The following is a 21,886-nucleotide window of genomic DNA, read 5'->3' on the forward strand; positions in this document are numbered from 1 at the left end:
GCTGTTGTGACCCTCGCCGGCCTTGCCGACGCCGTCCTCGCCGACCCCGCCCTCGCGGCCGCACTGTCCGATGCGGCGGAAGGCCGGTTGCCCGCTCACGAGGTCACCGGCCCCGAGCCGCTGCGTCCCTTCCTCGTGGCCGGCCTGGCGCGCGCCGGACGGCCGGTGCTCGCGGTCACCGCCACCACGCGGGACGCCGAGCAGCTGGTCAGCGAGCTCGGCGACCTGGTCGACCCCGCGACCGTCGGCTACTACCCGAGCTGGGAGACGCTGCCGCACGAGCGGTTGAGCCCCCGCAGTGACACCGTGGGCCGGCGGCTCGCGATCCTGCGGCGGCTCTGCCACCCGGGGGTCTCGACAGGCTCGGCCACCGGGGTCCAGACCGGACCGTTGTCGATCGTGGTCGCGCCGGTGCGGTCGATCCTGCAGCCGCAGGTCAAGGGGTTGGGCGACCTGACGCCCGTCGAGCTCGCCGTCGGTGAGTCCGCGGAGATCGACGAGGTCGTCACCGGACTGGTCGGCGCGGCGTACTCCCGCGTCGACCTGGTCGAGCGGCGCGGCGAGTTCGCCGTCCGCGGCGGCATCGTCGACGTGTTCCCGCCGACCGAGGAGCACCCGCTGCGGGTGGAGTTCTGGGGCGACGAGGTCGAGGAGATCCGTTCGTTCGCGGTCGCCGACCAACGCACCATCGCCACCCAGGAGCGCCTGTGGGCGCCGCCGTGTCGCGAGCTGCTGCTGACCGACGAGGTGCGCGCCCGCGCCGCCGACCTCGGCCGCGAGCACCCCGAGCTGCGCGAGTTCACCGACAAGCTGGCGCAGGGCATCGCCGTGGAGGGCATGGAGGCGCTGATCCCGGCGCTCGTCGACGAGCTCGAGCTGCTCGTCGACCTGTTCTCCACGAACACCCAGGTGCTCGTGCTCGACCCCGAGCGGGCCCGGGCCCGCGCCCACGACCTGGTGGCGACGAGCGAGGAGTTCCTCGGTGCGTCCTGGGCAGCTGCGGCTGGTGGCGGCCAGGCCCCGATCGACCTGCAGGCGGCGTCGTACCGCGAGCTCGCCGACGTCCGCCAGCACGCCCTCGGTCGCGGCCAGTCGTGGTGGACCTACTCCCCGTTCGGCCTCGACGAGGCGATAGTCCCTGACGAAAAGCACCTCGAGGACGGGGATCCCGGTGCTTTTCGTCAGGGACTATCCGCAGAGCCGGCACCGCTCTACCGCGGCGACATGGAGCGCGCGTTCGCCGACATCGCGGGGTGGCGGGCTGGCGGCTACACGGTCGTGGTGGTGCACAGCGGGCACGGGCCCGCGCAGCGGATGGTCGAGGCGCTGGGGGAGCGGGACCTGCCGGCCCGCCTCGTGGAGGACCTCCCGGCCGGCAGCCCGCCCGGCGCCGACGTGGTCACCGTGACCTGCGGCAACCTCGCCCACGGCCTCGTCGACGACCAGCTGCGGCTGGCGGTGCTGACCGGTGAGGACATCGTCGGCCAGAAGGCGTCCACCCGCGACATGCGGTCGATGCCGGTGCGTCGCAAGCGGCAGATCGACCCGCTCGAGCTGAAGCCCGGCGACTACGTCGTGCACGAGCAGCACGGCGTCGGCCGCTTCAAGGAGATGCGGCAGCGCGAGGTCAAGGGCGTGACCCGCGAGTACCTCATCCTCGAGTACGGCCCCAGCAAGCGCGGCGGCCCGCCGGACCAGCTGATGGTGCCCGCCGACAGCCTCGACCAGGTCACCCGCTACGTCGGCGGCGAGCAGCCCAGCCTCGACCGGCTCGGCGGCGGCGACTGGACCAAGCGCAAGAACCGGGCGAAGAAGGCGGTCCGCGAGATCGCGGCCGAGCTGATCAAGCTGTACGCCGCGCGGCAGGCCACCCAGGGCCATGCGTTCGGGCCGGACAGCCCGTGGCAGCGCGAGCTCGAGGACGCGTTCCCGTTCCACGAGACGCCCGACCAGCTGACGACCGTCGACGAGGTGAAGGGCGACATGGAGCGCACGATGCCGATGGACCGCCTGGTGTGCGGCGACGTCGGCTACGGCAAGACCGAGATCGCGGTGCGGGCGGCGTTCAAGGCGGTGCAGGACGGCAAGCAGGTCGCGGTACTGGTGCCGACCACCCTGCTGGTGAGCCAGCACCTGTCGACCTTCACCGAGCGAATGAGCGGCTTCCCCGTCGTGGTCAAGGGCCTCAGCCGGTTCCAGACCGACAAGGAGGCCGCCGAGGTGATGGCCGGCCTCGCCGACGGCACCGTCGACGTCGTCGTCGGCACCCACCGGCTGCTCAACCCGGACGTGAGGTTCAAGGACCTCGGCCTCATCATCGTCGACGAGGAGCAGCGGTTCGGCGTGGAGCACAAGGAGCAGATGAAGCGGCTCCGCACCAGCGTCGACGTGCTGAGCATGAGTGCCACGCCGATCCCGCGGACGCTGGAGATGGCGATCACCGGGATCCGGGAGATGTCGACGATCACCACGCCGCCGGAGGAGCGGCACCCGGTGCTCACCTACGTGGGCGGCTACGAGGACCGGCAGGTCGTCGCCGCCGTACGACGTGAGCTGCTGCGCGACGGTCAGGTCTTCTACATCCACAACCGGGTGCAGTCGATCGAGAAGGCCGCCGCCAAGCTGCGGGAGCTGGTGCCGGAGGCGCGCGTCGCCACGGCGCACGGGCAGATGGGAGAGCACCAGCTCGAGCAGGTGATGCTCGACTTCTGGGAGAAGCGCTTCGACGTGCTCGTCTGCACCACGATCGTGGAGTCCGGACTCGACGTGTCGAACGCCAACACGATGATCATCGAGCGGGCGGACACCCTCGGCCTCAGCCAGCTGCACCAGCTGCGCGGACGGGTCGGCCGGAGCCGGGAGCGCGCCTACGCCTACTTCCTCTACCCGACCGAGAAGCCGCTGACCGAGACCGCGCACGAGCGGCTCGCGACGCTGGCCCAGCACTCCGACCTCGGCGGCGGCATGGCGATCGCGATGAAGGACCTCGAGATTCGCGGCGCCGGCAACCTGCTCGGCGGCGAGCAGTCCGGCCACATCGCCGACGTCGGCTTCGACCTCTACGTCCGGCTGGTCGGCGAGGCGGTGCGCGACTTCCGCGACGACGCCCCCGAGCAGCTCGACGAGGTCCGCATCGAGCTTCCGGTCGACGCCCACCTGCCGCACGACTACATCCCGAGCGAGCGGCTGCGGCTGGAGATGTACAAGCGGCTGGCCGAGGTCCGCTCCGACGCCGACGTCGACGAGATCGCCGAGGAGCTCGACGACCGGTACGGCGAGCCGCCGACCCCGGTCGTGGCGCTGATGCTGGTCGCGCGGTTCCGGGCGCGGGCGCGCCAGGCGGGGCTCCGGGAGATCACCGTGATGGGCAAGAACCTGCGGTTCGCTCCCGTGGTGCTGCCGGACTCGCGCGTCGTACGGCTGCAGCGGATGTATCCGAAGTCGATCGTCAAGGCGCAGGTCGAGTCGGTGCTGGTGCCGCGCCCGGGCACGCCGGGGGCGACCGGCCGCCCGCTCGAGGGGATCGCCCTGCTTGAATGGGCCCGCGTTGTCATCGACACGGTGATCGACCCGGCTGAAGCGAAAGTGGGGAGTTGAGCGTGAAGAAGGTCGGACGGACCCTGGCGTCCGCGGCGACGGTCGGACTGGCCCTGGTCGTCACGGGCTGCTCGAGCAACGTCATCGGCGCCGACGGCCCGCAGCCCGGCGTCGCGGCGCAGGTCGAGAGCACCGAGATCTCGCTCGACGAGCTGACCGAGGTCGTCGACGGTCTCTGCACGCTCCAGGAGGCCGACCCCTCGGCCGCCACCACCAGCCGCGCCTACGCCCAGGCGCAGGTCCTCCAGGCATGGGTCGGTGCGCTGGTCGCCATCGAGTACGCCGAGGACGAGGGCATCGAGGTCTCGGCGCCCGACTCCGGCCTCGAGCTCTCGCCCGGGTGGGACGACGTCGACGAGGACGACGCCGAGTCGCTGCGCTCCTACGTCGACGCGTTCGTCCTCTCCTCCGCGATCCAGCAGGAGGCCGAGGAGCTCCCCGACCTCAGCGGCTACGACGTCTCGATCAACCCGCGCTTCGACGTGAAGCTCGAGGAGGGCGCCTTCGTGCCCGCGGGCACACAGCTGTCGGTGCCGGTGAGCGAGGACGCCGAGATCGACAACGCGGCCCCGACCCCTGAGCAGCTCCAGGAGCTCCCCGAGGAGGAGCTCTGCGGCAAGCGTCCCGCGCCGGAGCCGGAGGCGCCGGCGATCCCGCTGGGCTGAGCCGTCCTGGGTCCCGCGATGGAGCCGACGACCGAGGACCCGCTCGCGGAGTTCGTCGCGGTCATGCGCCGGCTGCGGGCGGAGTGTCCGTGGAAGAAGGAGCAGACCCACCGGTCGCTGGCGCGCTACCTGCTCGAGGAGACCCACGAGACCCTCGAGGCGATCGACACCGGCGACGTCGCGCACCTGCGCGAGGAGCTCGGCGACCTGCTGCTCCAGGTCGTCTTCCACGCGGTGATCGCGGAGCAGGCGGGGGAGTTCGACCTCGACGACGTCGCCCGCGACATCACCGCCAAGATGATCCGCCGCAACCCCCACGTCTACGGCCCGGACGGGGGAGCGGCCGGGTCGGCCGACGCCCCCGACGCCGCGACCGTCACCGAGGTCTGGGAGTCGATCAAGGCCACCGAGAAGGGTCGCGGCAGGCGCGACCACCCCGATGCCGTCCTCGACCTCCCGCCGACGCTGCCGGCCCTGCTCTACGCGGACAAGGTGCTGAATCGGCTGGAGCGAGCAGGCGCAGCACCGCCGACCGCGGGCGACGACCTCGGCGACCGGCTGCTCGCCCTCGTCGCCGAGGGCCGCCGGACGGGCATCGACCCGGAGCAGGCGCTGCGCGACGCCGTACGCCGGCTGCCCTGAACTTCCCGGTTCTGGGTCGGGCGTCTTGGACGATACTTATCCTGAGCGGCGGGAGGTCGACATGGCGAGGGTGTCCGCGGACGTACGACGCGAGCTGCTGATCGAGGCTGCGATCCGGGTGATGGCCCGGGACGGTGTGGCGCGGACGACGACGCGCGCGATCGTCGGTGAGGCCGACATGCGGCTCGGCGCCTTCCACTACTGCTTCCGCTCGAAGGCCGAGCTGCTCGAGCAGGTGATCCGGGCGATCACGACCCACACCCTCGAGCCGGCGCTGGTGGCGCTGGGGAAGGACGGCACCCTCGAGGAGCGGCTGCTCGGCGGGCTGCGTGGCTACTGGGACCACGTCGTGAAGTACCCCGAGGAGCACCGGGTCACCTACGAGCTCACCCAGTACGCCGTCCGCGAGCCGGACCTCGCCGACGTCGCCCGCAAGCAGTACGAGATCTACCTCGAGGCGAACACGACGATCCTCGACACCGTCGCGGCGAGCACGGGCATCGCCTGGTCGGCGCCGGTGCCGGTGCTGGCGCGATCGATGGCCGCGATGATCGACGGGATGACGCTGCTCTACCTCAACGAGGGCGACGCCGAGACGGCCTGGGCGGCGTTGGAGCTCGGCATGCGGCACCTGCTCGCGCAGGCAGAGCCCGCGCCGGTGGCCTAGTTCCTGAAAGTTTTCCCAGAGGAACTTGCAATTGCCTGCGCCGCCCGTGCGGGGCATGGACGATTCAGGCAAGCCTCGGGCCCCAGAGCTGGGAGGGGTCGCGCTTCCCCCACAGACGCGTGGCCCCTCCCTCGATCCTGTGTGACCCGGGCTGATGCTGCAATGATGCGCCGGTGAGCGACGTCGGCGTGGCCGTCCTGATCGTGCTCGTGGCCCTCGCGGTCCTGGGCTCGGCGATCGTGGTGCTGATCGTCGTCCTGCGCCGCGCCGCCCGCGACCGCGGCGCGGAGCTGCGGCAGTCCTACCCGGACGCTGAGCTCGGCCCCGAGCTCGGCCAGTACCGCGGGGGCACCGGCTCGTTTCCCCGCACCCGGAACACCGGTTGGATCGTCCTGACGCCGACCAGCGTCGTCGTACGCCCGCTGCTGGGCAGCGCGATCACGCTGCCGCTCACGGACATCACCGCCACCCGCGTCGACCGGTCCTTCCGCGGCCACTGGAACGGGCGGCCGGTGCTCGTCCTCGCGACCGACCGCGGCGAGGTCGGCGTGACGGTCGACAGCCCGGAGCAGTGGCAGGCCGCCCTGGTTCGCTGAACGAGCGGCATCCTGGGGGTACTAGCACCATCGGACAGGTCGCGGGCACCGGCGCGACCGGCGACGCTGTTCGGCGAGAAGAGGAGCATGGGCCCATGAAGCGCTGCGTGACCGTCGCGGTGGTTGCCCTCAGCCTGACCGCCGTCACCCCGGCCCGGGCGGCAGCACCGGCGACCGACCGCGGCGCCGACTCGATCATCCAACGCGGCGCCTGCAGCGACGGTGCCGACTGGAGGTTGCGGGTCCAGCTCGTCGACAAGCGGCTGGAGGTCGAGGGTTTCGTCGACAGCAACCGGCGGGGCCAGCGCTGGCGCTGGGTGATGAAGCACAACGGGTCGGTGAGCGCCCGCGGCACCAAGAAGACCGTGCCGCCCAACGGCACGTTCCGGGTGACCCGGCGGGTGGTCGACATCCAAGGCATCGACGACCTCCTGTTCCGCGCGAAGCACGCCGGACAGGTCTGTCGGGGTGTGGTGAACTACTGACCTTCACAGGAGGTCGGGATGCGCTGGTACACGAACCCCGTGGTGCAGTTCCTGGCCGCCGGGTTCGTGACACTGGTCGTCGTGCTCGTCGCCACCAGCGCCCTGAGCGCGGGAGCCGCCGACGACGAGGCGATCGAGGAGGCGCAGACGTTGACCGTGGTGCTGGCCCGCTCGGTCGCCGAGCCGGCCGTGCCCAAGGGACTGGTCAAGGGTGACGCGGCCGCGATCGACAAGCTCGATCGGCAGGTCCTCGACCGGCTGCTCGTCGGTGACGTGCTGAGGATCAAGATCTGGGCGGCCGACGGCACCGTGCTCTACAGCGACAAGACCGACCTCATCGGCAGCGTCTACACCCTCGACGACGACGAGCGGGCCGTCCTCGAGGACGGCGGCGCCGACGCCGAGCACGCGGACCTCGACCGTCCGCAGAACCGCTTCGAGCGCGACCTCGGCGGCGACCTGCTCGAGGTCTACACGCGGATCACCTCGCCCGAGGGCCAGCCGCTGCTGTTCGAGGCGTACTTCTCCGCCGACCAGGTCGCCGACCGGCGCGAAGAGGTGCTCCAGCGCTTCCTCCCGATCAGCATCGGCGCCCTGGTCGCGCTGACCGTCGTCGCCACGCCGCTGATCCTGCTGCTCACCCGCCGCGCCGCGAAGGACGGCCGCGAGCGCGAGCGGCTGCTCCGCGCCGCCGTGCGCGCCTCGGACGCCGAGCGGGTGCGCATCGCCCGCGACCTGCATGACGGTGTCGTGCAGGACCTGGCGGGTTCGTCGTACTCCATCTCGACGCTGGTCGGCCGTCTCGACGACGAGCCCGAGGTCGCCGGCGAGCTGGAGGAGGTGAGCCGGACCCTGCGCACGAGCATGCGGTCGCTGCGCTCGCTGCTGGTCGAGATCTACCCGCCGGACCTGCACGTCGAGGGCCTTGCCGCGGCGCTCCACGACCTGACCGCACCGCTGGCCGCGGCCGGCGTCAGCGTCGACGTCGACGTCACGGGGGAGTCGGGGTCGAGCGACGACGCGGTGGCGCTGGTGTGGCGGGTGGCGCAGGAGGCGGTCCGCAACGTCGCCGCGCACGCGGGCGCGCAGCGGATGTCGGTCACCGTCCACCGCGAGGAGCGGTTGCTGGTGCTCGAGGTCATCGACGACGGCCGCGGCTTCGACACCACTTCTGCCCGCGCGGGCGGCGGGTTCGGCCTGCGCGGCCTGCGGAGCCTGGCGCGTGACGCCGGTGCCCGGCTGGAGGTCGAGTCGACGGTGGGCGTCGGTACGACGGTGCGACTCGAGGTGCCGGCATGATCCGGATCGTGGTGGCCGACGACCACGCGGTCGTCCGCCAGGGCCTCACCGGCCTGCTCGACGACGCCGACGGCCTCACCGTCGTCGGGGTAGCCGCCGACGGCGGCGAGGCGATCGCGCTGGTCCGCGAGCACCGTCCCGACGTGGTGCTGATGGACCTCCAGATGCCCGGCACCGACGGCGTCGAGGCCACCCGCGCCATCGTCGCCGAACGGCTCGGCGCCGAGGTGCTGGTCCTGACCTCGTTCTCCGACCAGGCCCGCATCCACGCCGCCATCGACGCCGGCGCCGTCGGCTACCTCCTCAAGGACGCCGAGCCCGCCGACCTCATCGCCGGCATCCGCGCGGTCGCCCGCGGCGAGTCACCGCTCGACCCCCGTGCCGCCCGCCAGCTCATCGCCGCCCGCGCCGAGCGCGACCTCGAGCTGTCCCCGCGCGAGATCGAGGTGCTCCGTCTCGTCGTCGAGGGCCTGCTCAACAAGCAGATCGCCCAGCGCCTCGGCATCAGCGAGCGCACCGTCAAGGCCCACCTCACCTCGATCTTCCAGCGCACCGGCGCCACCGACCGCACCCAGGCCGCGCTCTGGGCCCAGCGCCACGGCCTCTGAGCGCGAACTAGTCAGATCGGGCCATGCAAGTCGGTCCGATCGGCTTCGTCGTTCCGTCGGGCGCGGAGCGGCGCGGGGCGAGGATGTCCTCATGGGGGAAGGGGAGACCGGTCGCCAGGCGTGGCGTGGGCGCGCCGCCGAGTGGCTGCCGCGCGGCGGCGTCCTGAGCGACGGCGCCTGGAGGGCACGCCACCGCGGCATCTGCGTCCTGCTGTGGCTGCATGCGATCGTGCTGTCAGTAGCGTCCGTGCTGTCGCAGCAGTCCCTGGCTCACGGCGCCGCGGACGCCTCGGCGGTGGGCTGGCTGGCCCTTGCTGCGACGACGCCGAGGTTCGGCAGACGGCTCCGTTCGGCCTCCGCCACGCTCGGACTGATGACGAGCTCCGCACTCGTCGTCCACCTGACGGGTGGCCTGATCGAAGCACACTTCCACTTCTTCGTGATGGTGGCCGTCGTCGCGCTCTACCAGGCATGGCTGCCTTACCTGCTGGGGTTGGCGTTCGTCGTCGCGCACCACAGCGTCGTCGGGACGATCGCGCCGCACGCCGTCTACAACCACGCGGCAGCAGCGGACAACCCCTGGCTGTGGGGACTCATCCACGGAGCGTTCGTGCTGGCGGAGAGTGCCGCCTGCCTCGTCTACTGGCGCGCCAGCGAGGCGGCCGTCGACCGCGAGCGGGCAGCCCGCGTGGAGGCGGAGACGGCGCACCGCGAGCTCGCCGACGCGCAGGCGCTCTCGGGCGTCGGGAGCTGGGAGTGGGACCAGGTCACGCAGGCCGTGACCTGGTCCGAGCAGCTCTACGCACTCGCCGGCGTGGACCCGGACTTCTTCACCCCGACGATCGAGGGCTTCCTCGAGCTCGTCCACCCCGAGGACCGGGAGCGGGTCGCCGGCCTCCTGCGGAAGGTGGCGGACGGATCGGGCTCGCTCGACTACGAGTGCCGGTTGCTGCGTCCCGACGGGGAGATCCGGACGATCCACGCCTTGGGTGAGGTGGCCGTGGACCTCCGCGGGGGCCACACCGGCATGCGCGGCACCTGCCACGACGTGACCGACCGCAAGAAGCTGGAGGATGCGATCACCCGGATGGCGTTGGAGGACCCGCTGACCGGGCTCGCCAACCGGCGGGTCTTCTCCGACCGGCTCGACGAGGCGGTGGTCCGCGCCAGCAGCGCCGGCCGGGTGTGCGCGGTGCTCTTCATCGACCTCGACGGCTTCAAGGTCGTCAACGACACCCACGGCCACGCCGCGGGCGACGCGGTGCTCACGGACGTCGCACGACGGCTCCGCAGCTCGGTCCGACAGGGCGACACGATCGCGCGCCTCGGAGGTGACGAGTTCGCGGTCCTCTGCGAGGCGACCGACCTGGACGCAGTGGCCGAGACGGCGGCGCGGATCGAGGAGGAGCTGAGCTACGTCGCCGTGATCGACGGTCAGCGGGTGCGCGTGAGCGCCAGCGTCGGCTTCGCCACGGCCGACCGCGCCGGCTCGCCCGACACGCTGCTGCGCCGGGCGGACGAGGCGATGTACGCCTCGAAGTCGCGCGCGGACGACCAGCCGGAGACCGCCGGGGTCCCGGTCTCTGCGCCCGGCGCACCGCCCGCACGGCTCGTCGAGGACCTCGACGCCGCTCTGGACCAGCAACAGTTCTGGCTCGTCTACCAGCCGATCGTCGACCTGGCCTCCGAGCAGCGGCTCGGCGTGGAGGCTCTGATCCGCTGGATGCATCCCGCTCGCGGTCTGCTCAACCCGGCGGACTTCATCGGCCCGGCCGAGGTCAGCGGCCAGATCCTGCCGATCGGGGAGTGGGCGCTGAGGTCCGCGTGCGACGCCACCGCGCGGTTGGCACCGGACACCTACACGAGCGTCAACATCTCCGGTCGCCAGCTGGGTCTCCGCGGTCTCGCGGCGATGGTCGCCGACGCCCTCGACGCCTCGGGGCTGCCGGCCGAGCGTCTGGTCCTCGAGGTCACCGAGACCGCGATCGTGGCCGACCTCGACAACGCGGTCGCACGCCTCGGAGAGCTGAAGGAGCTGGGGGTCCGGATCGCCCTCGACGACTTCGGCACCGGCTACTCGCCCTTGACGCACGTGCGCAGCCTGCCCGTGGACATCCTCAAGATCGACCGCACGTTCGTGCGCAACGTCGAGCACAGCGAGGAGGACCGGGCGATCGTGCGCGGCGTCATCGAGATCGCGAACCGGCTGGACCTGCGGACGGTCGCGGAGGGCATCGAGACGCCCGACCAGCTCGAAGCGCTGCGGGAGCTCGGGTGCGAGTCAGGCCAGGGATATCTGTGGACCTGGCCGGTGGCGCTGGACGAAGCGCTGCACGCCGCCCGCTGACGTCCGACGCTTCTCCACAGGGCTGGAGAACTGCCTCTCGCCAGTCGGCGCCGGTTCCCCTACTGTTCGGAAGCGGAACAGATTCCTATCTCGGGGGGTCGTGTGACCGTGACCCAGGCCGCCGTCGTCGGTGTCCTCGACGAGGCACTGCGCGCCGCCGTACGACGCGACGGGCTCGACCCGCAGCGAGAGGTGGCCGCGGTCCGGCGGATCGCGCAGACGCTGGTGCGCGACCACGACGACCGCAGCCTGACCGGGATGGTCGAGCCCGTGGCCGATCCCGACGGGGTAGTGGCGGAACTGGTAGCGCGGGTGGCGGGCTTCGGTCCGCTCCAGCCGATGCTGGACGACCCGACGGTCGAGGAGGTCTGGATCAACAGCCCCGACCGGGTGTTCGTCGCGAGGAACGGTCGCCACGAGCTGACCAACCTGGTGCTCGACGAGGCGCAGGTGTCGGAGCTGGTCGAGCGGATGCTCAAGACCACCGGGCGACGGGTCGACCTCAGTCGGCCGTTCGTCGACGCCATGCTCCCGCAGGGGCACCGGCTGCACGTGGTCCTGCAGGGGATCAGCCGGGGCTTCTCCGCGGTGAACATCCGCAAGTTCGTCGTGCGTGCCTCGCGACTCTCCGAGCTGGTCGGCCTGCAGAGCCTCACCCCGTCCGCGGCGCTCTTCCTGGAAGCCTCGGTCCGGGCCGGCCTCAACATCCTGGTCAGCGGCGGGACGCAGGCAGGGAAGACGACGATGTTGAACTGCTTGGCGGCAGCGATCCCCGGCGGGGAGCGGGTGATCTCGGTCGAGGAGGTCTTCGAGATCCGCTTCCCGCACCCCGACTGGGTCGCCCTCCAGACCCGGCAGGAAGGGCTCGAGGGGACCGGCGAGATCCGGCTTCGCGACCTCATCAAGGAGTCGCTGCGGATGCGACCGAGCCGGATCATCGTCGGCGAGGTGCGGGCAGAGGAGGCGCTCGACCTGCTGCTCGCCCTCAACAGCGGGCTGCCGGGCCTGTGCACGATCCACGCCAACAGTGCTCGCGAGGCGCTGACCAAGGCCTGCACGTTGCCGCTGCTGGCGGGCGAGAACATCTCGGCCCGCTTCGTGGTGCCGACGGTCGCGTCGGCGGTCGACCTCGTCGTGCACCTCGAGGTCGACCACCGCGGGACCCGTCGCGTCACCGAGATCGTCGGCGTGCCGGGTCGGATCGAGCAGGACATCATCGAGACCGAGCCGCTCTTCGAGCTGCGTGAAGGCCGGCTGCGCCGGAGTCTCGGGATGCCGCCGCGGGTCGGGAACTACGAGCGGATCGGCGTCGACGTACGACGTCTCCTCCACGAAGCCGAGTGACATGGGCGCGCTCGTCGGCTTGGGGTTCGGGCTCGGTGTCCTGCTGATCTGGTCGGCGTTCGCGACCCCCCGCCCGCCTCGGCCCGAGCAACCGAGGTCCGGCCGGATCGAGCGGCTGCTGGCCGAGGCCGGGATGGCCGGCGTCACGCCGCGCTCGATGGTGCTGCTCTGCGTCGCGACCGGGCTGGTCGTGGCGCTGGTGGTGCTGGCGATGTCGCGGACGGCACCGCTCGCGATCGTGGTCGGTGCGCTCACGGCCTACCTCCCGGTGGCGGTGGTGTCGGGGCGGGCGCGCCGCAGGCACCGGGAGCTCGCCGAGGTCTGGCCGGAGGCCGTCGACGACCTGACGTCCGCCGTACGAGCCGGGATGTCGCTGCCGGACGCCGTCGCGGCACTGGGCGTGCGTGGACCGGAGGCGCTGCGGTCGGCGTTCGACTCGTTCGCGCTCGACTACCAGGTGTCGGGGCGTTTCGGCGACTGCCTCGACCGGCTCAAGGACCGGCTCGCCGATCCTGTCGGTGACCGCGTGGTCGAAGGCCTGCGCGTCGCGCGGGAGGTCGGTGGCGGCGAGCTCGGCCGGCTGCTGCGCAACCTGTCGGCCTACCTCCGCGACGACCTGCGCACCCGGTCCGAGCTCGAGGCGCGGCAGTCCTGGACGATCAACGGCGCCCGGCTGGCGGTCTCGGCGCCGTGGCTGGTCCTGCTCCTCATGTCGCTCCAGACCGACGTGATCACCCGCTACCGGTCGGCCGCCGGCGCGGTGATCCTCGTCGTCGGTGCGGGCGCGTGCGTGTTCGCCTACCGGCTGATGATGCGGATCGGTCGGCTTCCCACCGAGCGACGGATCCTGTCGTGACCGCCGCGACGTGGGGTGGGCTGCTCGGCGGCACGACCGCGCTCGGGTTGCTGCTGGTGGTCGGCCGGGTGCTGGCGATGCGCCGGCCGCAGCTCGACGTCCGGGTGCTTCCCTACGTGCGCGACCTGACGCCGTCGTACTCCATCCCGGCGCGCAGCGGCGAGCCGCGCTCGGCGTTCGTCGCGCTGACGGCGCCGATGCTCCGGTCCGCGGCGGAGCTGGTGGAGCGGGTGCTCGGCGGCGCCTCATCGGTACGACGTCGTCTCGCGCGCGCCGGCCTCGACCGCACGGTCCACGACTTCCGGGTCGAGCAGGTGGTGTGGGGGCTGGCCGGGTTCGCGCTCACCGCTGCCTACGGCGTGCTCGCCACGTTGTCGCGCCCCGGCAACCCGCTGCCGCTGGTGATCATCTGCGCGGTCGGGCTGGCCAGCGGCGTGCTCGCCCGCGACCACCACCTGACCACCCAGGTGCGGCGCCGCGAGCGCGCGATGGTCGAGGAGTTCCCGACGGTCGCGGAGCTGCTGGCGCTCGCGGTCGCCGCGGGGGAGGGGCCGGTCTCCGCCCTCGACCGGGTCGTACGACGATCGCACGGCGCGCTCTCGGAAGAGCTCGGCTCCGTGCTCGCAGCGATCCGCACCGGTGAGCCGGTCGCCGAGGCGTTCGACCGGCTCGCGGCCACGACCGGCGTGCCGATCGTCGCGCGCTTCGCCCACGGCGTGGCGGTCGCGGTGGAGCGCGGCACGCCGCTGACCGACGTGCTCCACGCGCAGGCCGGCGACGTCCGCGAAGCCGGCCGTCGGGAGCTGATCGAGCAGGCCTCGCGCCGCGAGATCTTCATGATGGTGCCCGTCGTCTTCATCGTGCTGCCGGTCACCGTCTTCTTCGCCTTCTGGCCCGGCCTGGTCGGCCTGTCCCTGGCCGCCCCCTGACGCACCTCGCATCGGAACCATCTCGGGAAGGAACGACAATGAACGCAATCCTCGGCCGCTGGCTGGTCTGGACGCGGCCGCGTGACGACCGCGGCGACGTGCCCGGTTGGGTGCTCGTCACCGTGATGTCGGTGGGGTTGGTCACCGCTCTGCTCGCGTTCGCGCAGCCCGCCCTGGTCGGCATGCTGCGCAACGCCCTCAACTCGGTGCGGTGACCCGGTCCCGACGAGATCGACCACCAGGGCGGGGCCAGCGCGGCTCGGCGGTCGTCGACTTCGTCCTCGTGGTCGTGGTGCTCGCGCCGCTGGTCGCCGGGTTGCTGCAGGTGGCGCTCGTGCTGCACGTCCGCGCCACGCTCGCGGCAGCGGCGTCCGACGGCGCGCGCTACGCGGCCACGGCCGACCGAGGTCCGGCCGACGGCGTCGCCCGCACCCGCTCGCAGATCGACACCGCGATCGCCGGTCGCTTCGCGCAGGCGGTCACCGTCGAGCAGGAATCCGTCGACGGCCTGCCGGGCGTGATCATCACGGTCACGGCCGAGGTGCCGGCGCTCGGGATCGGCGGCCCAGCGCTGCGGTTCTCGGTGTCGGGACGGGCCGTGGAGGAGACCGCGTGAGCCGGCGTCGTACGACGGACGACCGGGGCAGTGCCCTGGTCGAGCTGGTCTGGCTCGGCATCCTGCTGCTGGTGCCGCTGCTGTGGATCGTGCTCTCGGTCTCGCAGGTGCAGCAGGGTGCGTTCGGTGTCACCGCCGCGGCCCGCGCCGCCGGCCGCGCCTACGCCCTCGCGCCCGACGACGCCGCCGGCAGGCGCGCTGCCGAGGACGTCGCCCGCCGCGCGCTCGCCGACCAGGGGCTGGAGGAGGCGCCGCTGCGGGTGAGCGTGACGTGCACGCCGTACCCCCACGACTGCCACAACGGCACCTCCGTCATCACCGTCCGGATCCGCTCCAGCGTCGACCTGCCGCTGCTGCCCGATGTGCTCGGCGGCGGCAGCCCGCGGTTCGCGCTCGACGCCAGCCACACCGTGCCGATCGGCCGCTACCAGGAGGTGGACCGGTGAACCGACGCGACGAGCGCGGCCAGGCCAGCGTGATCATCATCGGCTTCGGCCTCGTCGTCCTGCTGCTGATCGTGGTCGTCATCGACGCCGCCGCGGCCTATCTCAAGCGCCAGAGCCTCGACAACCTGGCCGACGGCGCGGCCCTCTACGGGGCGGACGCCGCTGCCGAGGGACGCGACGTCTACCGCGGGGGTCTCGGCCACGACGACCTCGACCTCAGCGCCGACGTCGCCCGCGCCGCGGTGCGTGACTACCTCCGCGCCGGCGGTGCCTACGACGCCCACCCCGGCCTCCGTGTCACCGTCGCCGTCCGGGACGACCGGGTGGTCGTGGACATCGTCGCCCCTGTCGATCTCCCGCTCACCCTGCCCGGCGGTCCAGAGGCGCCGACGGTGGGTGCCACGGGTTCTGCGGTCGTCCGGCCCGAGGACTGAGGGTCGTCATCGCCAGCGTGGCCCAGGGGCCGCGCTGGCAATGACGACCCGTCCGCGTCAGTGGTTGTTGACCTGGTTGAGGTTCTCGCGCTGCTCCTTGAGCTCCTTCTCGGTCGAGGTCGGGTCGAGGCGCACCGCCTCCGCCTGGCCGACCAGCTCGACGAAGGTGGTCGTGCCCTTCGGCTTGTGCCGCTGGACCACGCTGTCGAGGTCGTAGGAGCCGGCGGCGAAGTTGAGCCAGGCCGCCAGCAGCTCCTGCTCGAGCTTGCGGGCCTCGCCCTTGGGCGAGCTCTTGCCCTCGAGGACGTCGCGGGCCAGGGCCAGCGTCGAGGCGTCGGTGCTCTCGTCGAAGACCGTGCTCAGGTAGCCGACGATCGACAAGAAGCACTCCAGCTCGGCGGCCGTGTAGTTCCGGGGCTTGCCGACGTGCTTGATCTGGTTCTTCCAGAAGGCGTCGTTGCCCCTGTCGTCGGCGTTGCCGGTGATGAGCACCACCGCGTCGTCATTCGCAGAACCGCCGTCGTCGTCGGTGACCGTCACGCCGAGCTGGTAGAGGCAGGCCTCGACATAGGCGTGGGTCGCCTCCTCGGTGATGTCGCGCGGCTGGACCGAGGGCGAGGGCGACGGGTCGGGGAGCGGCGGGTTCACCAGGGAGACCACGGTGTCGGTGGCTCCGTCGCCCCAGGCCCACTCGAACGCGAGGTCGTCGCTGCCGGGATCCTCCGAGCCGACCGGCACGGTCAGGTCCTCGCCCGCGTGGACGACGAACGCCGACTGGCCGCCGTAGGTCTCCGCACCCGAGTCGTCGATCACGGCGGTCGGGTCGACGTTGTCGACACCGGCGGTGGACGACGCGCTCGTCGAGGTGTCGTCATCGGAGCCGACGACCTCGACGGTGAAGGAGCCGTTGTCGCCGTACTGGTGGTCGACGGAGAACGCCAACGTGGCGTCAGGCCGGGTGTTCTCGAGCGTCCCGCTGAGCGGCTGCGGTCCCGCCCCGTCGTCGAAGTCGATCGTCGCCTGCAGGTCCTCCTCCCACCCCGGGTCGGTGATCGTGCCCGTGATGGTCGTCGTGTCGTGCTCGTCGACCACCGGGATCGGGTCGATGCTCACCGTCGGCGAAACGTTGTCGACGGTCACGGTCGCGGTGTCCTCGTCGGTGTTCCCGAACTCGTCGGTGACCTCCAGGCCGACGGTGAAGCTGCCGTCCTGGCCGACGTCGGTAAAGGTGGGGGAGACGCCGGTCGCGTCGTCGTACTGGCCGTCACCATCGAGGTCCCAGGCGTACGACGCGAGCGCGCCGGCCGAGGCGCCGGAGCCGGCCGTCGAGGCCGACCCGTCCAGGGTGACGTCGACGCCCTCGTCGGTGCTGTAGGGCCCACCGGCGTCGGCGGTCGGCAGGCACTCGGGCGGCATGTCGAAGTTGTCGGTCTGGGCCGCGTGCAGGCCGTTGGAGACCGCGTTGACGCCCAGGCCGTTCTCCGCGAAGGCCGACCAGATGGCGCACTGGTTGGCGCCGCCGTTGTTGGTCATGTCCGCGGCCAGGATGCCGGTGCGGCCGTCGATGAAGGTCGGGGTGGGGGAGTTCGCGGTGTTGCGCATCCCGTCGAGCACCAGCTGGGTGGTGGTGGCGATGCCGAGGTTTTCCCGGACGTCGTAGAGCATCGTCGCCCAGATCTCGCCGTTGTCGTGGGGCGAGCCGGCGCTGGTGTTGTAGGTGCCGTAGGTGCGGTTGGACGTGTCGTAGGCGACTCCCCGGACGCCGGTGGCCGTGTTGGACGTCGCGTAGTCACCGATGACCGCGTCGCCCCAGCGGAGGAAGGACAAGGCGTCGCTGTAGCCCTCGCTCATCCCGCCGGACTGGGTGACCGCGTTGGAGAGGCCGGCGGGGAGCAGCCGCTCCGCGACGCCGTGCCCGATCTCGTGCGCGATCACGTCGCCGTCCATGCTGCCGTCCCGGCTCGGGTTGTTGCCGGCCGTGACCCACATGTACATCTGCATCCGCGCTGTGCTGCCGTCGGCGTGGGACGTGCCGAAGTTCGCGTTGTTGAGGCAGCGGATGTCCTCGTCGTCACCCGGGGCCGGGGTGCCCTTGTTGTCCACGCAGCCGAAGTCCCAGCCGTCCTGGGCCTCGGCGAGCACGGGGTCGCCGCCGGTGCCGTCACCACTGGGGTTGCTGACCTGGAAGTTGCCCGACGCCTCGTCGAAGCCGTAGCCCCACAGCCAGTCGTGCATGTCGTTGACGTAGTAGAAGAGCTGGGTGATCGCCGGGTCCTGGTCGGCGTCCAGCGCGCCGACGTCGGTGACGTCGGTCGCGGTCTGCCAGGCGTCGGTGAACGTGTAGTTGAAGTGCTGGTCCGCAGCCGTCGGCTGGTACTCGTCGTTGGCGGAGCTGTTGTCGCGGTCGCGGTAGGCGTCGACGTTGTTGCCCGAGGTGTTGTCGTCGGTCACCCAGGAGCCGTTGATGCCGGTGAAGGGCACGACCTGCTGCGTCGCTCCGGCGACCCCGGGGTGCTCGGTCGTGTAGACGTTCCCTTCGGGGCCGGAGTGGTGGTAGAGGCTCTCGTGCTGGATGAAGGTGCCGGTCGACGCGTCGATCAGCGAGGTGTCCCAGGACTCGGAGGAGACCTCGACCTCGGTGCGCCAGGCCAGCCGGAGGCTCCGGTCGGCGCGCAGGTGCCAGACCAGCTCGGCGGTCACCGGCGAGGGGTCGCGTACGTCGTCGGCGTACGGGTTCGGGTAGGTGTGGCGGCCGTCGGTCTTCGTCTGCGACCCGCGCGGCGCCTTCGTCGTACCCGCACCGCCGCGCCGGGCGGCGAGTCCGATCGCCTGGCCGGCGGTCAGCCGCGTGGTGCCGCTGGTGTCGAGCACGCCGGAGCGGCCGCCGATCATGACCAGCCGGCCGCGAGCGTCGACGAGCGCCACCAGGCCGCCGCCGTCGACCCGGATGCCGTCGACGACCTGGTCGATCTCCAGGTGGGTGGCGCGGTCGTGCGGGGTGACCAGCGCAGAGCGCACCTTGAAGGTGGCGGCCTCACGCGAGCTGAGCGCGAACACGGTGTGGTTGCGGCGCAGGTAGTCGAGCGCGACCTGTCCCGCGGGACGGCCGGACGGCTTGGTCAGGTAGCGGCCGGAGCCGAAGACGACGGTCGAGCGGCCGCCCTCGGTCTGCCGCACCAGCGACCTGTCGGGCTTGACGGCGGCAGCGGCGGTCGCGGCAGCAGCCGTCGGCGCGGCCGACGAGTGGGTCGCAGGAAGCGTGAGCAGTGCGGCGGCGAACGCCGCGGTCGTGAGGCCGGTCAGCAGCCGGGAGGAGGCGATGCCGCGGCGCGTGGTCCTGGGGAACATGAGGTGTCCGATCTCCGAGTGGGGTCCCAGCCCACTCAGCGTCGGTCACATCAGGGCGCAGCACATCGCGCGTTCGGATGATTTCGCGGCGCCGGACCGCGGCGTTCCCGGTTGTGGTCGACCGGCAGCGCGAGCAGAGGTCAGTCGACCTCGGTGACCGTCGACCCGATCTCGTAGATGGGGAAGGTGACCGACCACTCGGCGGTGAGCGGGTCGATCTCGCCCTGCGGGGTGCCGTTGTAGGACCAGGTGCCGTCCCAGCGCGCGCTGGCCTCGACGGTCTCGCCCGGGGTGGGACGGGCGAAGGTGAGGGTGCAGTCGCTCTGGGCCGTCGGGGACCACTCGGTGCCGCCGTCCTCGCACACGACGGAGCCGGCCTGGTCGGAGTAGTACTCCACGTTCGACAGGGTCAGGTCGACGGTCGCGGACCAGGGGCCGGCGCTCGCGGTGACCGAGCCGGTGGTGGGGAGGTCCTGGTCCTGCCAGAACCAGGTGTCGAGGTTGACCACGGAGCCGTTGCCCTGGCGTTCCTGCGGGTTCCATTCGAACTGCGGTTCCGGCACGGTGATCGACTCCGTGGCCGCCTGGAGCAGGATCTCCGGCGGCACCGGGGGGATCGGCGGGGAGCCGCCGGCCGGCACGTAGACGGCCTCGTGGGTCTCGAACCACCGCTCGGCGAACTCGAAGAACTCGTCGAGGTCGTCGAAGGTCTCGCTGGAGCAGGCCGAGCCGTACCAGTGGCCCTTGTCGTCGTCGGCGTACTTCTTGTAGCCGGGCCGCGGCTCGAAGGGGCCCTCGCCCCCGGTGTGGTACCACTCGGAGGCAGCCCGGCCGGACTCGACCCACTCGGCGTACTCCTTGCCGGTGAAGCCCTGGACGTAGTAGCAGGGCGTCGGCAGGCTGACGGTCGTCGTACCGGACGTCCCGGAGGAACCGCCGCCGACGAAGCTGCCGCTCACCGTGATGGTGACCGTGCCGCCGCTGCTGGTCGGGCCGCCGCCGCAGTCGTCGCCACCGACGCCGCACGCGCTGGCGGGCTCGACGGCGGCGCCGACCGCGATCGCGCCGCCGGCCAGCGCCAGCACGGCGCTCGAGCGCAGCAGGTTCTTCGTCAGCGTCTTCAGCATGATCCCTCCTGGGAGCCGGCCTCGGTCACCGTCCAGGTGCCGTCGTGGAGCGTGAGGATGACGCGGAACGGCACGCGGGCCGGTCCTTCGGGCGCGGACGCCGAGCCGCCCTCGACGTAGCGGAGCTCGGTGCCGTCGAGGCAGAGGTCGAGACCGAGCAGGTCGTTGCCCTCCTCGACGTTGTCGAAGGACGCGACCGTGGTGCCGCGGTAGTGGGCGTTGTTCTGCTGGAGGTAGGAAGCGGTCGACTGGAAGGTCGCGACCACCTGCTGGGCGGCGTTCCCGGTGATGAGGGCGTTCATCTTCGCCTCACGCAGCAGCTGGAGCCGGCCGCGGTCGAAGGCGACGAAGGTCGCCAGCGCGTCCCGGTACTTGCCCTCGAGCTCCGGCAGGCCGTCGTACTCGAGGCCGACGGCGGGGTAGCTGGTGGGGATCGCCTCGGGATCGGCTCCCTCGGACGTCGGTGCGTCGGTCGCCGAGGTGGCCTCCGACGTGGGGTCCAGGTCGGGTGCGCCGCTGCCGGTGTCGTCGCCGCCGTCGTCGCCGCACGCGGTGAGCCCGAGCGCGAGCGCTGCCAGGGTGACTGCCGTCGCGGCCGCCCGAGTTGCCGTCATCGATAGTGCTCCGTGGATCCCGAGTCGCCCCGGGGCGCGCCCGGAGCCTTCGGAGGGACCTTAACCGGTGGAAGCGGACATCAAACAACCGATGTCCGACGGGCCGGGGTCAGTCGGTCGACGCGGGACCAGCAGTCGTGGTGCCCGAGGGCGAGACCGGGCAGGCGGCACTCGTCGGCGCGTCGCTGGGCGCGTTGCTCGGGATGTCCGTCGAGCAAGAGCTCGAGGTCGGTGACGTCGGGCTCGTCGGGGTCGTCGGACCGCCCGTGGGGAGCGGCGGGTTCGACCACGTGACCACGTCCGTCGGCACCGGGGCGTCGGTCGTGGGGTCGTCGGTCGGGTCCGGGTCGGTCGGCCCGGAGCCCGGGCCGGAGACGATGTCGGTCGGCAGGTCGGTCGGCATCTCCGAGGGCGGCACCTTCGCGACGACCAGTGTGGTCCCGTCGTCGTCGCTCTCGCTGGCCTGGTCGTTGTAGGTCCGCTCCACCGCGAGCACCGTCTCGACGAATGTGGGGTCGTCGTTGATGAGCTTCACCGCGGCGACGCGGCCGGGCCGCTTGCCGAGGTCGTCCTCACCCGAGCAGAGCAGCACGGCGACCGCGAGCGCCGCGTCGTCGATGTCGTTGGGGTTGCGCTTGCCGTCGCCGTCGCCGTCGACGCCGACCACCGCCCAGCTCGAAGGGGCCAGCTGCATCGGGCCCACCGGCCGGTCGAACCGCTGGTCACCGTCGAGCTTGCCGGCGTCGCTGTCGGGCACCTTCGTGCCCTCCCCGCCGACCAGCGGCTTGCCCGTGAAGGTCGGACGGAGCACGCCGTCGTCGTCGAGCGCGCCGTCGCCGGAGGTGCCGTGGCCGCTCACGACCTGGCCGACCGCTGCGAGCAGGGTCCACTGGAGGTTGCACTGCTCGTCGGCCTCGAGGAGCACCGACGTCGACCGCTGGTAGGCGGCCAGCGCCTGGTCCGGGATGCCGTCGAGCCGTGGGCCGTCGGCCGCGACCAGCGCGACGTCGGGGATGCCGACCGGCACGTCCTCGATCTCGACCGGCGGGGCGAGCGTCGGGTCCTCCGTCTGGGCGCTCGACGAGGTCGTCGACGGCGCCGCAGCGGCGGGCTCCTCCTTGTGCTCCGGGGAGTTGGTGAGGGTGACCGCGGCGGCGGTGATGGTGACCGAGGCGAGGGCGATCGCCGAGAGCACGGACGTCACGACCGCACGCCTCACGGCGTGGCCGGTCCTCACCGGCTCGAGTCGGTGTCGCGCTGTCATGG

General features: G+C 71.9%; 20 protein-coding genes. 16 read left to right on the plus strand and 4 right to left on the minus strand.

The features are described 5' to 3' along the window. Window positions 1-6: 6 nt before the first annotated feature. The 16 genes from mfd (at window position 7) to DJ010_RS14825 (ending at window position 15,531) form a co-directional block, all read left to right on the plus strand. The gene (mfd, locus tag DJ010_RS14755) at window positions 7-3,597 is read left to right on the plus strand and encodes a transcription-repair coupling factor (protein ID WP_109695048.1); all 3,591 of its coding nucleotides are present in this window, start codon (window positions 7-9) and stop codon (window positions 3,595-3,597) included. 2 nt (window positions 3,598-3,599) lie between these two features. Then, complete coding sequence (locus tag DJ010_RS14760) at window positions 3,600-4,262, plus strand: hypothetical protein (protein WP_109695050.1); 663 nt, start codon at window positions 3,600-3,602, stop codon at window positions 4,260-4,262. Between the two features lie 18 nt (window positions 4,263-4,280). Then, window positions 4,281-4,904 carry a nucleoside triphosphate pyrophosphohydrolase gene (locus tag DJ010_RS14765; RefSeq protein WP_109695053.1) on the plus strand — a complete coding sequence of 208 codons (624 nt, stop codon included), beginning with the start codon at window positions 4,281-4,283 and terminating at the stop codon, window positions 4,902-4,904. A 61-nt stretch (window positions 4,905-4,965) separates the two neighbouring features. Continuing rightward, the gene (locus DJ010_RS14770) at window positions 4,966-5,571 is read left to right on the plus strand and encodes a TetR/AcrR family transcriptional regulator (RefSeq protein ID WP_109695055.1); all 606 of its coding nucleotides are present in this window, start codon (window positions 4,966-4,968) and stop codon (window positions 5,569-5,571) included. 173 nt (window positions 5,572-5,744) lie between these two features. Further along, window positions 5,745-6,167, plus strand: a complete 423-nt coding sequence (locus tag DJ010_RS14775) for a hypothetical protein (RefSeq protein ID WP_109695057.1) — start codon at window positions 5,745-5,747, stop codon at window positions 6,165-6,167. A 95-nt stretch (window positions 6,168-6,262) separates the two neighbouring features. Continuing rightward, a complete protein-coding gene (locus tag DJ010_RS14780) occupies window positions 6,263-6,652 on the plus strand; it encodes a hypothetical protein (protein ID WP_109695059.1) in 390 nt (129 codons plus the stop codon). A gap of 18 nt (window positions 6,653-6,670) precedes the next feature. Continuing rightward, window positions 6,671-7,951 carry a sensor histidine kinase gene (locus tag DJ010_RS14785; protein WP_109695061.1) on the plus strand — a complete coding sequence of 427 codons (1,281 nt, stop codon included), beginning with the start codon at window positions 6,671-6,673 and terminating at the stop codon, window positions 7,949-7,951. Next, window positions 7,948-8,559: a response regulator gene (locus DJ010_RS14790; RefSeq protein WP_109695062.1), complete on the plus strand. Its 612-nt coding sequence runs from the start codon at window positions 7,948-7,950 to the stop codon at window positions 8,557-8,559. Before DJ010_RS14785 ends, DJ010_RS14790 begins: the two co-directional genes overlap by 4 nt. Before the next feature lie 91 nt (window positions 8,560-8,650). Next, complete coding sequence (locus DJ010_RS14795) at window positions 8,651-10,906, plus strand: putative bifunctional diguanylate cyclase/phosphodiesterase (protein ID WP_109695064.1); 2,256 nt, start codon at window positions 8,651-8,653, stop codon at window positions 10,904-10,906. Window positions 10,907-11,008: 102 nt separating this feature from the next. Next, window positions 11,009-12,250 carry a TadA family conjugal transfer-associated ATPase gene (locus DJ010_RS14800; protein WP_245927576.1) on the plus strand — a complete coding sequence of 414 codons (1,242 nt, stop codon included), beginning with the start codon at window positions 11,009-11,011 and terminating at the stop codon, window positions 12,248-12,250. 1 nt (window position 12,251) lies between these two features. Further along, window positions 12,252-13,106 (plus strand): type II secretion system F family protein, encoded by an 855-nt coding sequence (locus DJ010_RS14805; protein WP_109695068.1) that lies wholly within the window; start codon window positions 12,252-12,254, stop codon window positions 13,104-13,106. Continuing rightward, complete coding sequence (locus DJ010_RS14810) at window positions 13,103-14,035, plus strand: type II secretion system F family protein (protein WP_245927578.1); 933 nt, start codon at window positions 13,103-13,105, stop codon at window positions 14,033-14,035. Before DJ010_RS14805 ends, DJ010_RS14810 begins: the two co-directional genes overlap by 4 nt. Window positions 14,036-14,073: 38 nt before the next feature. Beyond that, window positions 14,074-14,250 (plus strand): hypothetical protein, encoded by a 177-nt coding sequence (locus DJ010_RS22300; RefSeq protein ID WP_170124651.1) that lies wholly within the window; start codon window positions 14,074-14,076, stop codon window positions 14,248-14,250. Continuing rightward, the gene (locus tag DJ010_RS14815; RefSeq protein ID WP_109695070.1) at window positions 14,247-14,651 is read left to right on the plus strand and encodes a TadE/TadG family type IV pilus assembly protein; all 405 of its coding nucleotides are present in this window, start codon (window positions 14,247-14,249) and stop codon (window positions 14,649-14,651) included. The genes DJ010_RS22300 and DJ010_RS14815 overlap by 4 nt, the downstream gene beginning before the upstream one ends. Next, window positions 14,648-15,097 carry a hypothetical protein gene (locus DJ010_RS14820; protein ID WP_109695072.1) on the plus strand — a complete coding sequence of 150 codons (450 nt, stop codon included), beginning with the start codon at window positions 14,648-14,650 and terminating at the stop codon, window positions 15,095-15,097. Before DJ010_RS14815 ends, DJ010_RS14820 begins: the two co-directional genes overlap by 4 nt. Continuing rightward, a complete protein-coding gene (locus DJ010_RS14825) occupies window positions 15,094-15,531 on the plus strand; it encodes a pilus assembly protein TadG-related protein (protein WP_109695074.1) in 438 nt (145 codons plus the stop codon). Before DJ010_RS14820 ends, DJ010_RS14825 begins: the two co-directional genes overlap by 4 nt. A 57-nt stretch (window positions 15,532-15,588) precedes the next feature. Here the strand turns inward: DJ010_RS14825 and DJ010_RS14830 are convergent, their stop codons facing one another. From DJ010_RS14830 to DJ010_RS14845, 4 genes are all read right to left on the minus strand, one after another. Beyond that, entirely contained in the window at window positions 15,589-18,879 is a 3,291-nt protein-coding gene (locus DJ010_RS14830) for a M36 family metallopeptidase (protein WP_109695075.1), read from the minus strand. Window positions 18,880-19,019: 140 nt separating this feature from the next. Further along, window positions 19,020-20,006, minus strand: a complete 987-nt coding sequence (locus DJ010_RS14835; protein WP_109695077.1) for a hypothetical protein — start codon at window positions 20,004-20,006, stop codon at window positions 19,020-19,022. Next, window positions 20,000-20,620, minus strand: coding sequence for a hypothetical protein (locus DJ010_RS14840; RefSeq protein WP_109695079.1), 621 nt, complete (start codon window positions 20,618-20,620; stop codon window positions 20,000-20,002). Before DJ010_RS14840 ends, DJ010_RS14835 begins: the two co-directional genes overlap by 7 nt. A gap of 109 nt (window positions 20,621-20,729) precedes the next feature. Further along, entirely contained in the window at window positions 20,730-21,824 is a 1,095-nt protein-coding gene (locus tag DJ010_RS14845; protein WP_109695081.1) for a lysozyme family protein, read from the minus strand. Window positions 21,825-21,886 lie beyond the last annotated feature (62 nt).

Source organism: Nocardioides silvaticus, from assembly GCF_003160695.1.
Lineage (GTDB): Bacteria > Actinomycetota > Actinomycetes > Propionibacteriales > Nocardioidaceae > Nocardioides > Nocardioides silvaticus.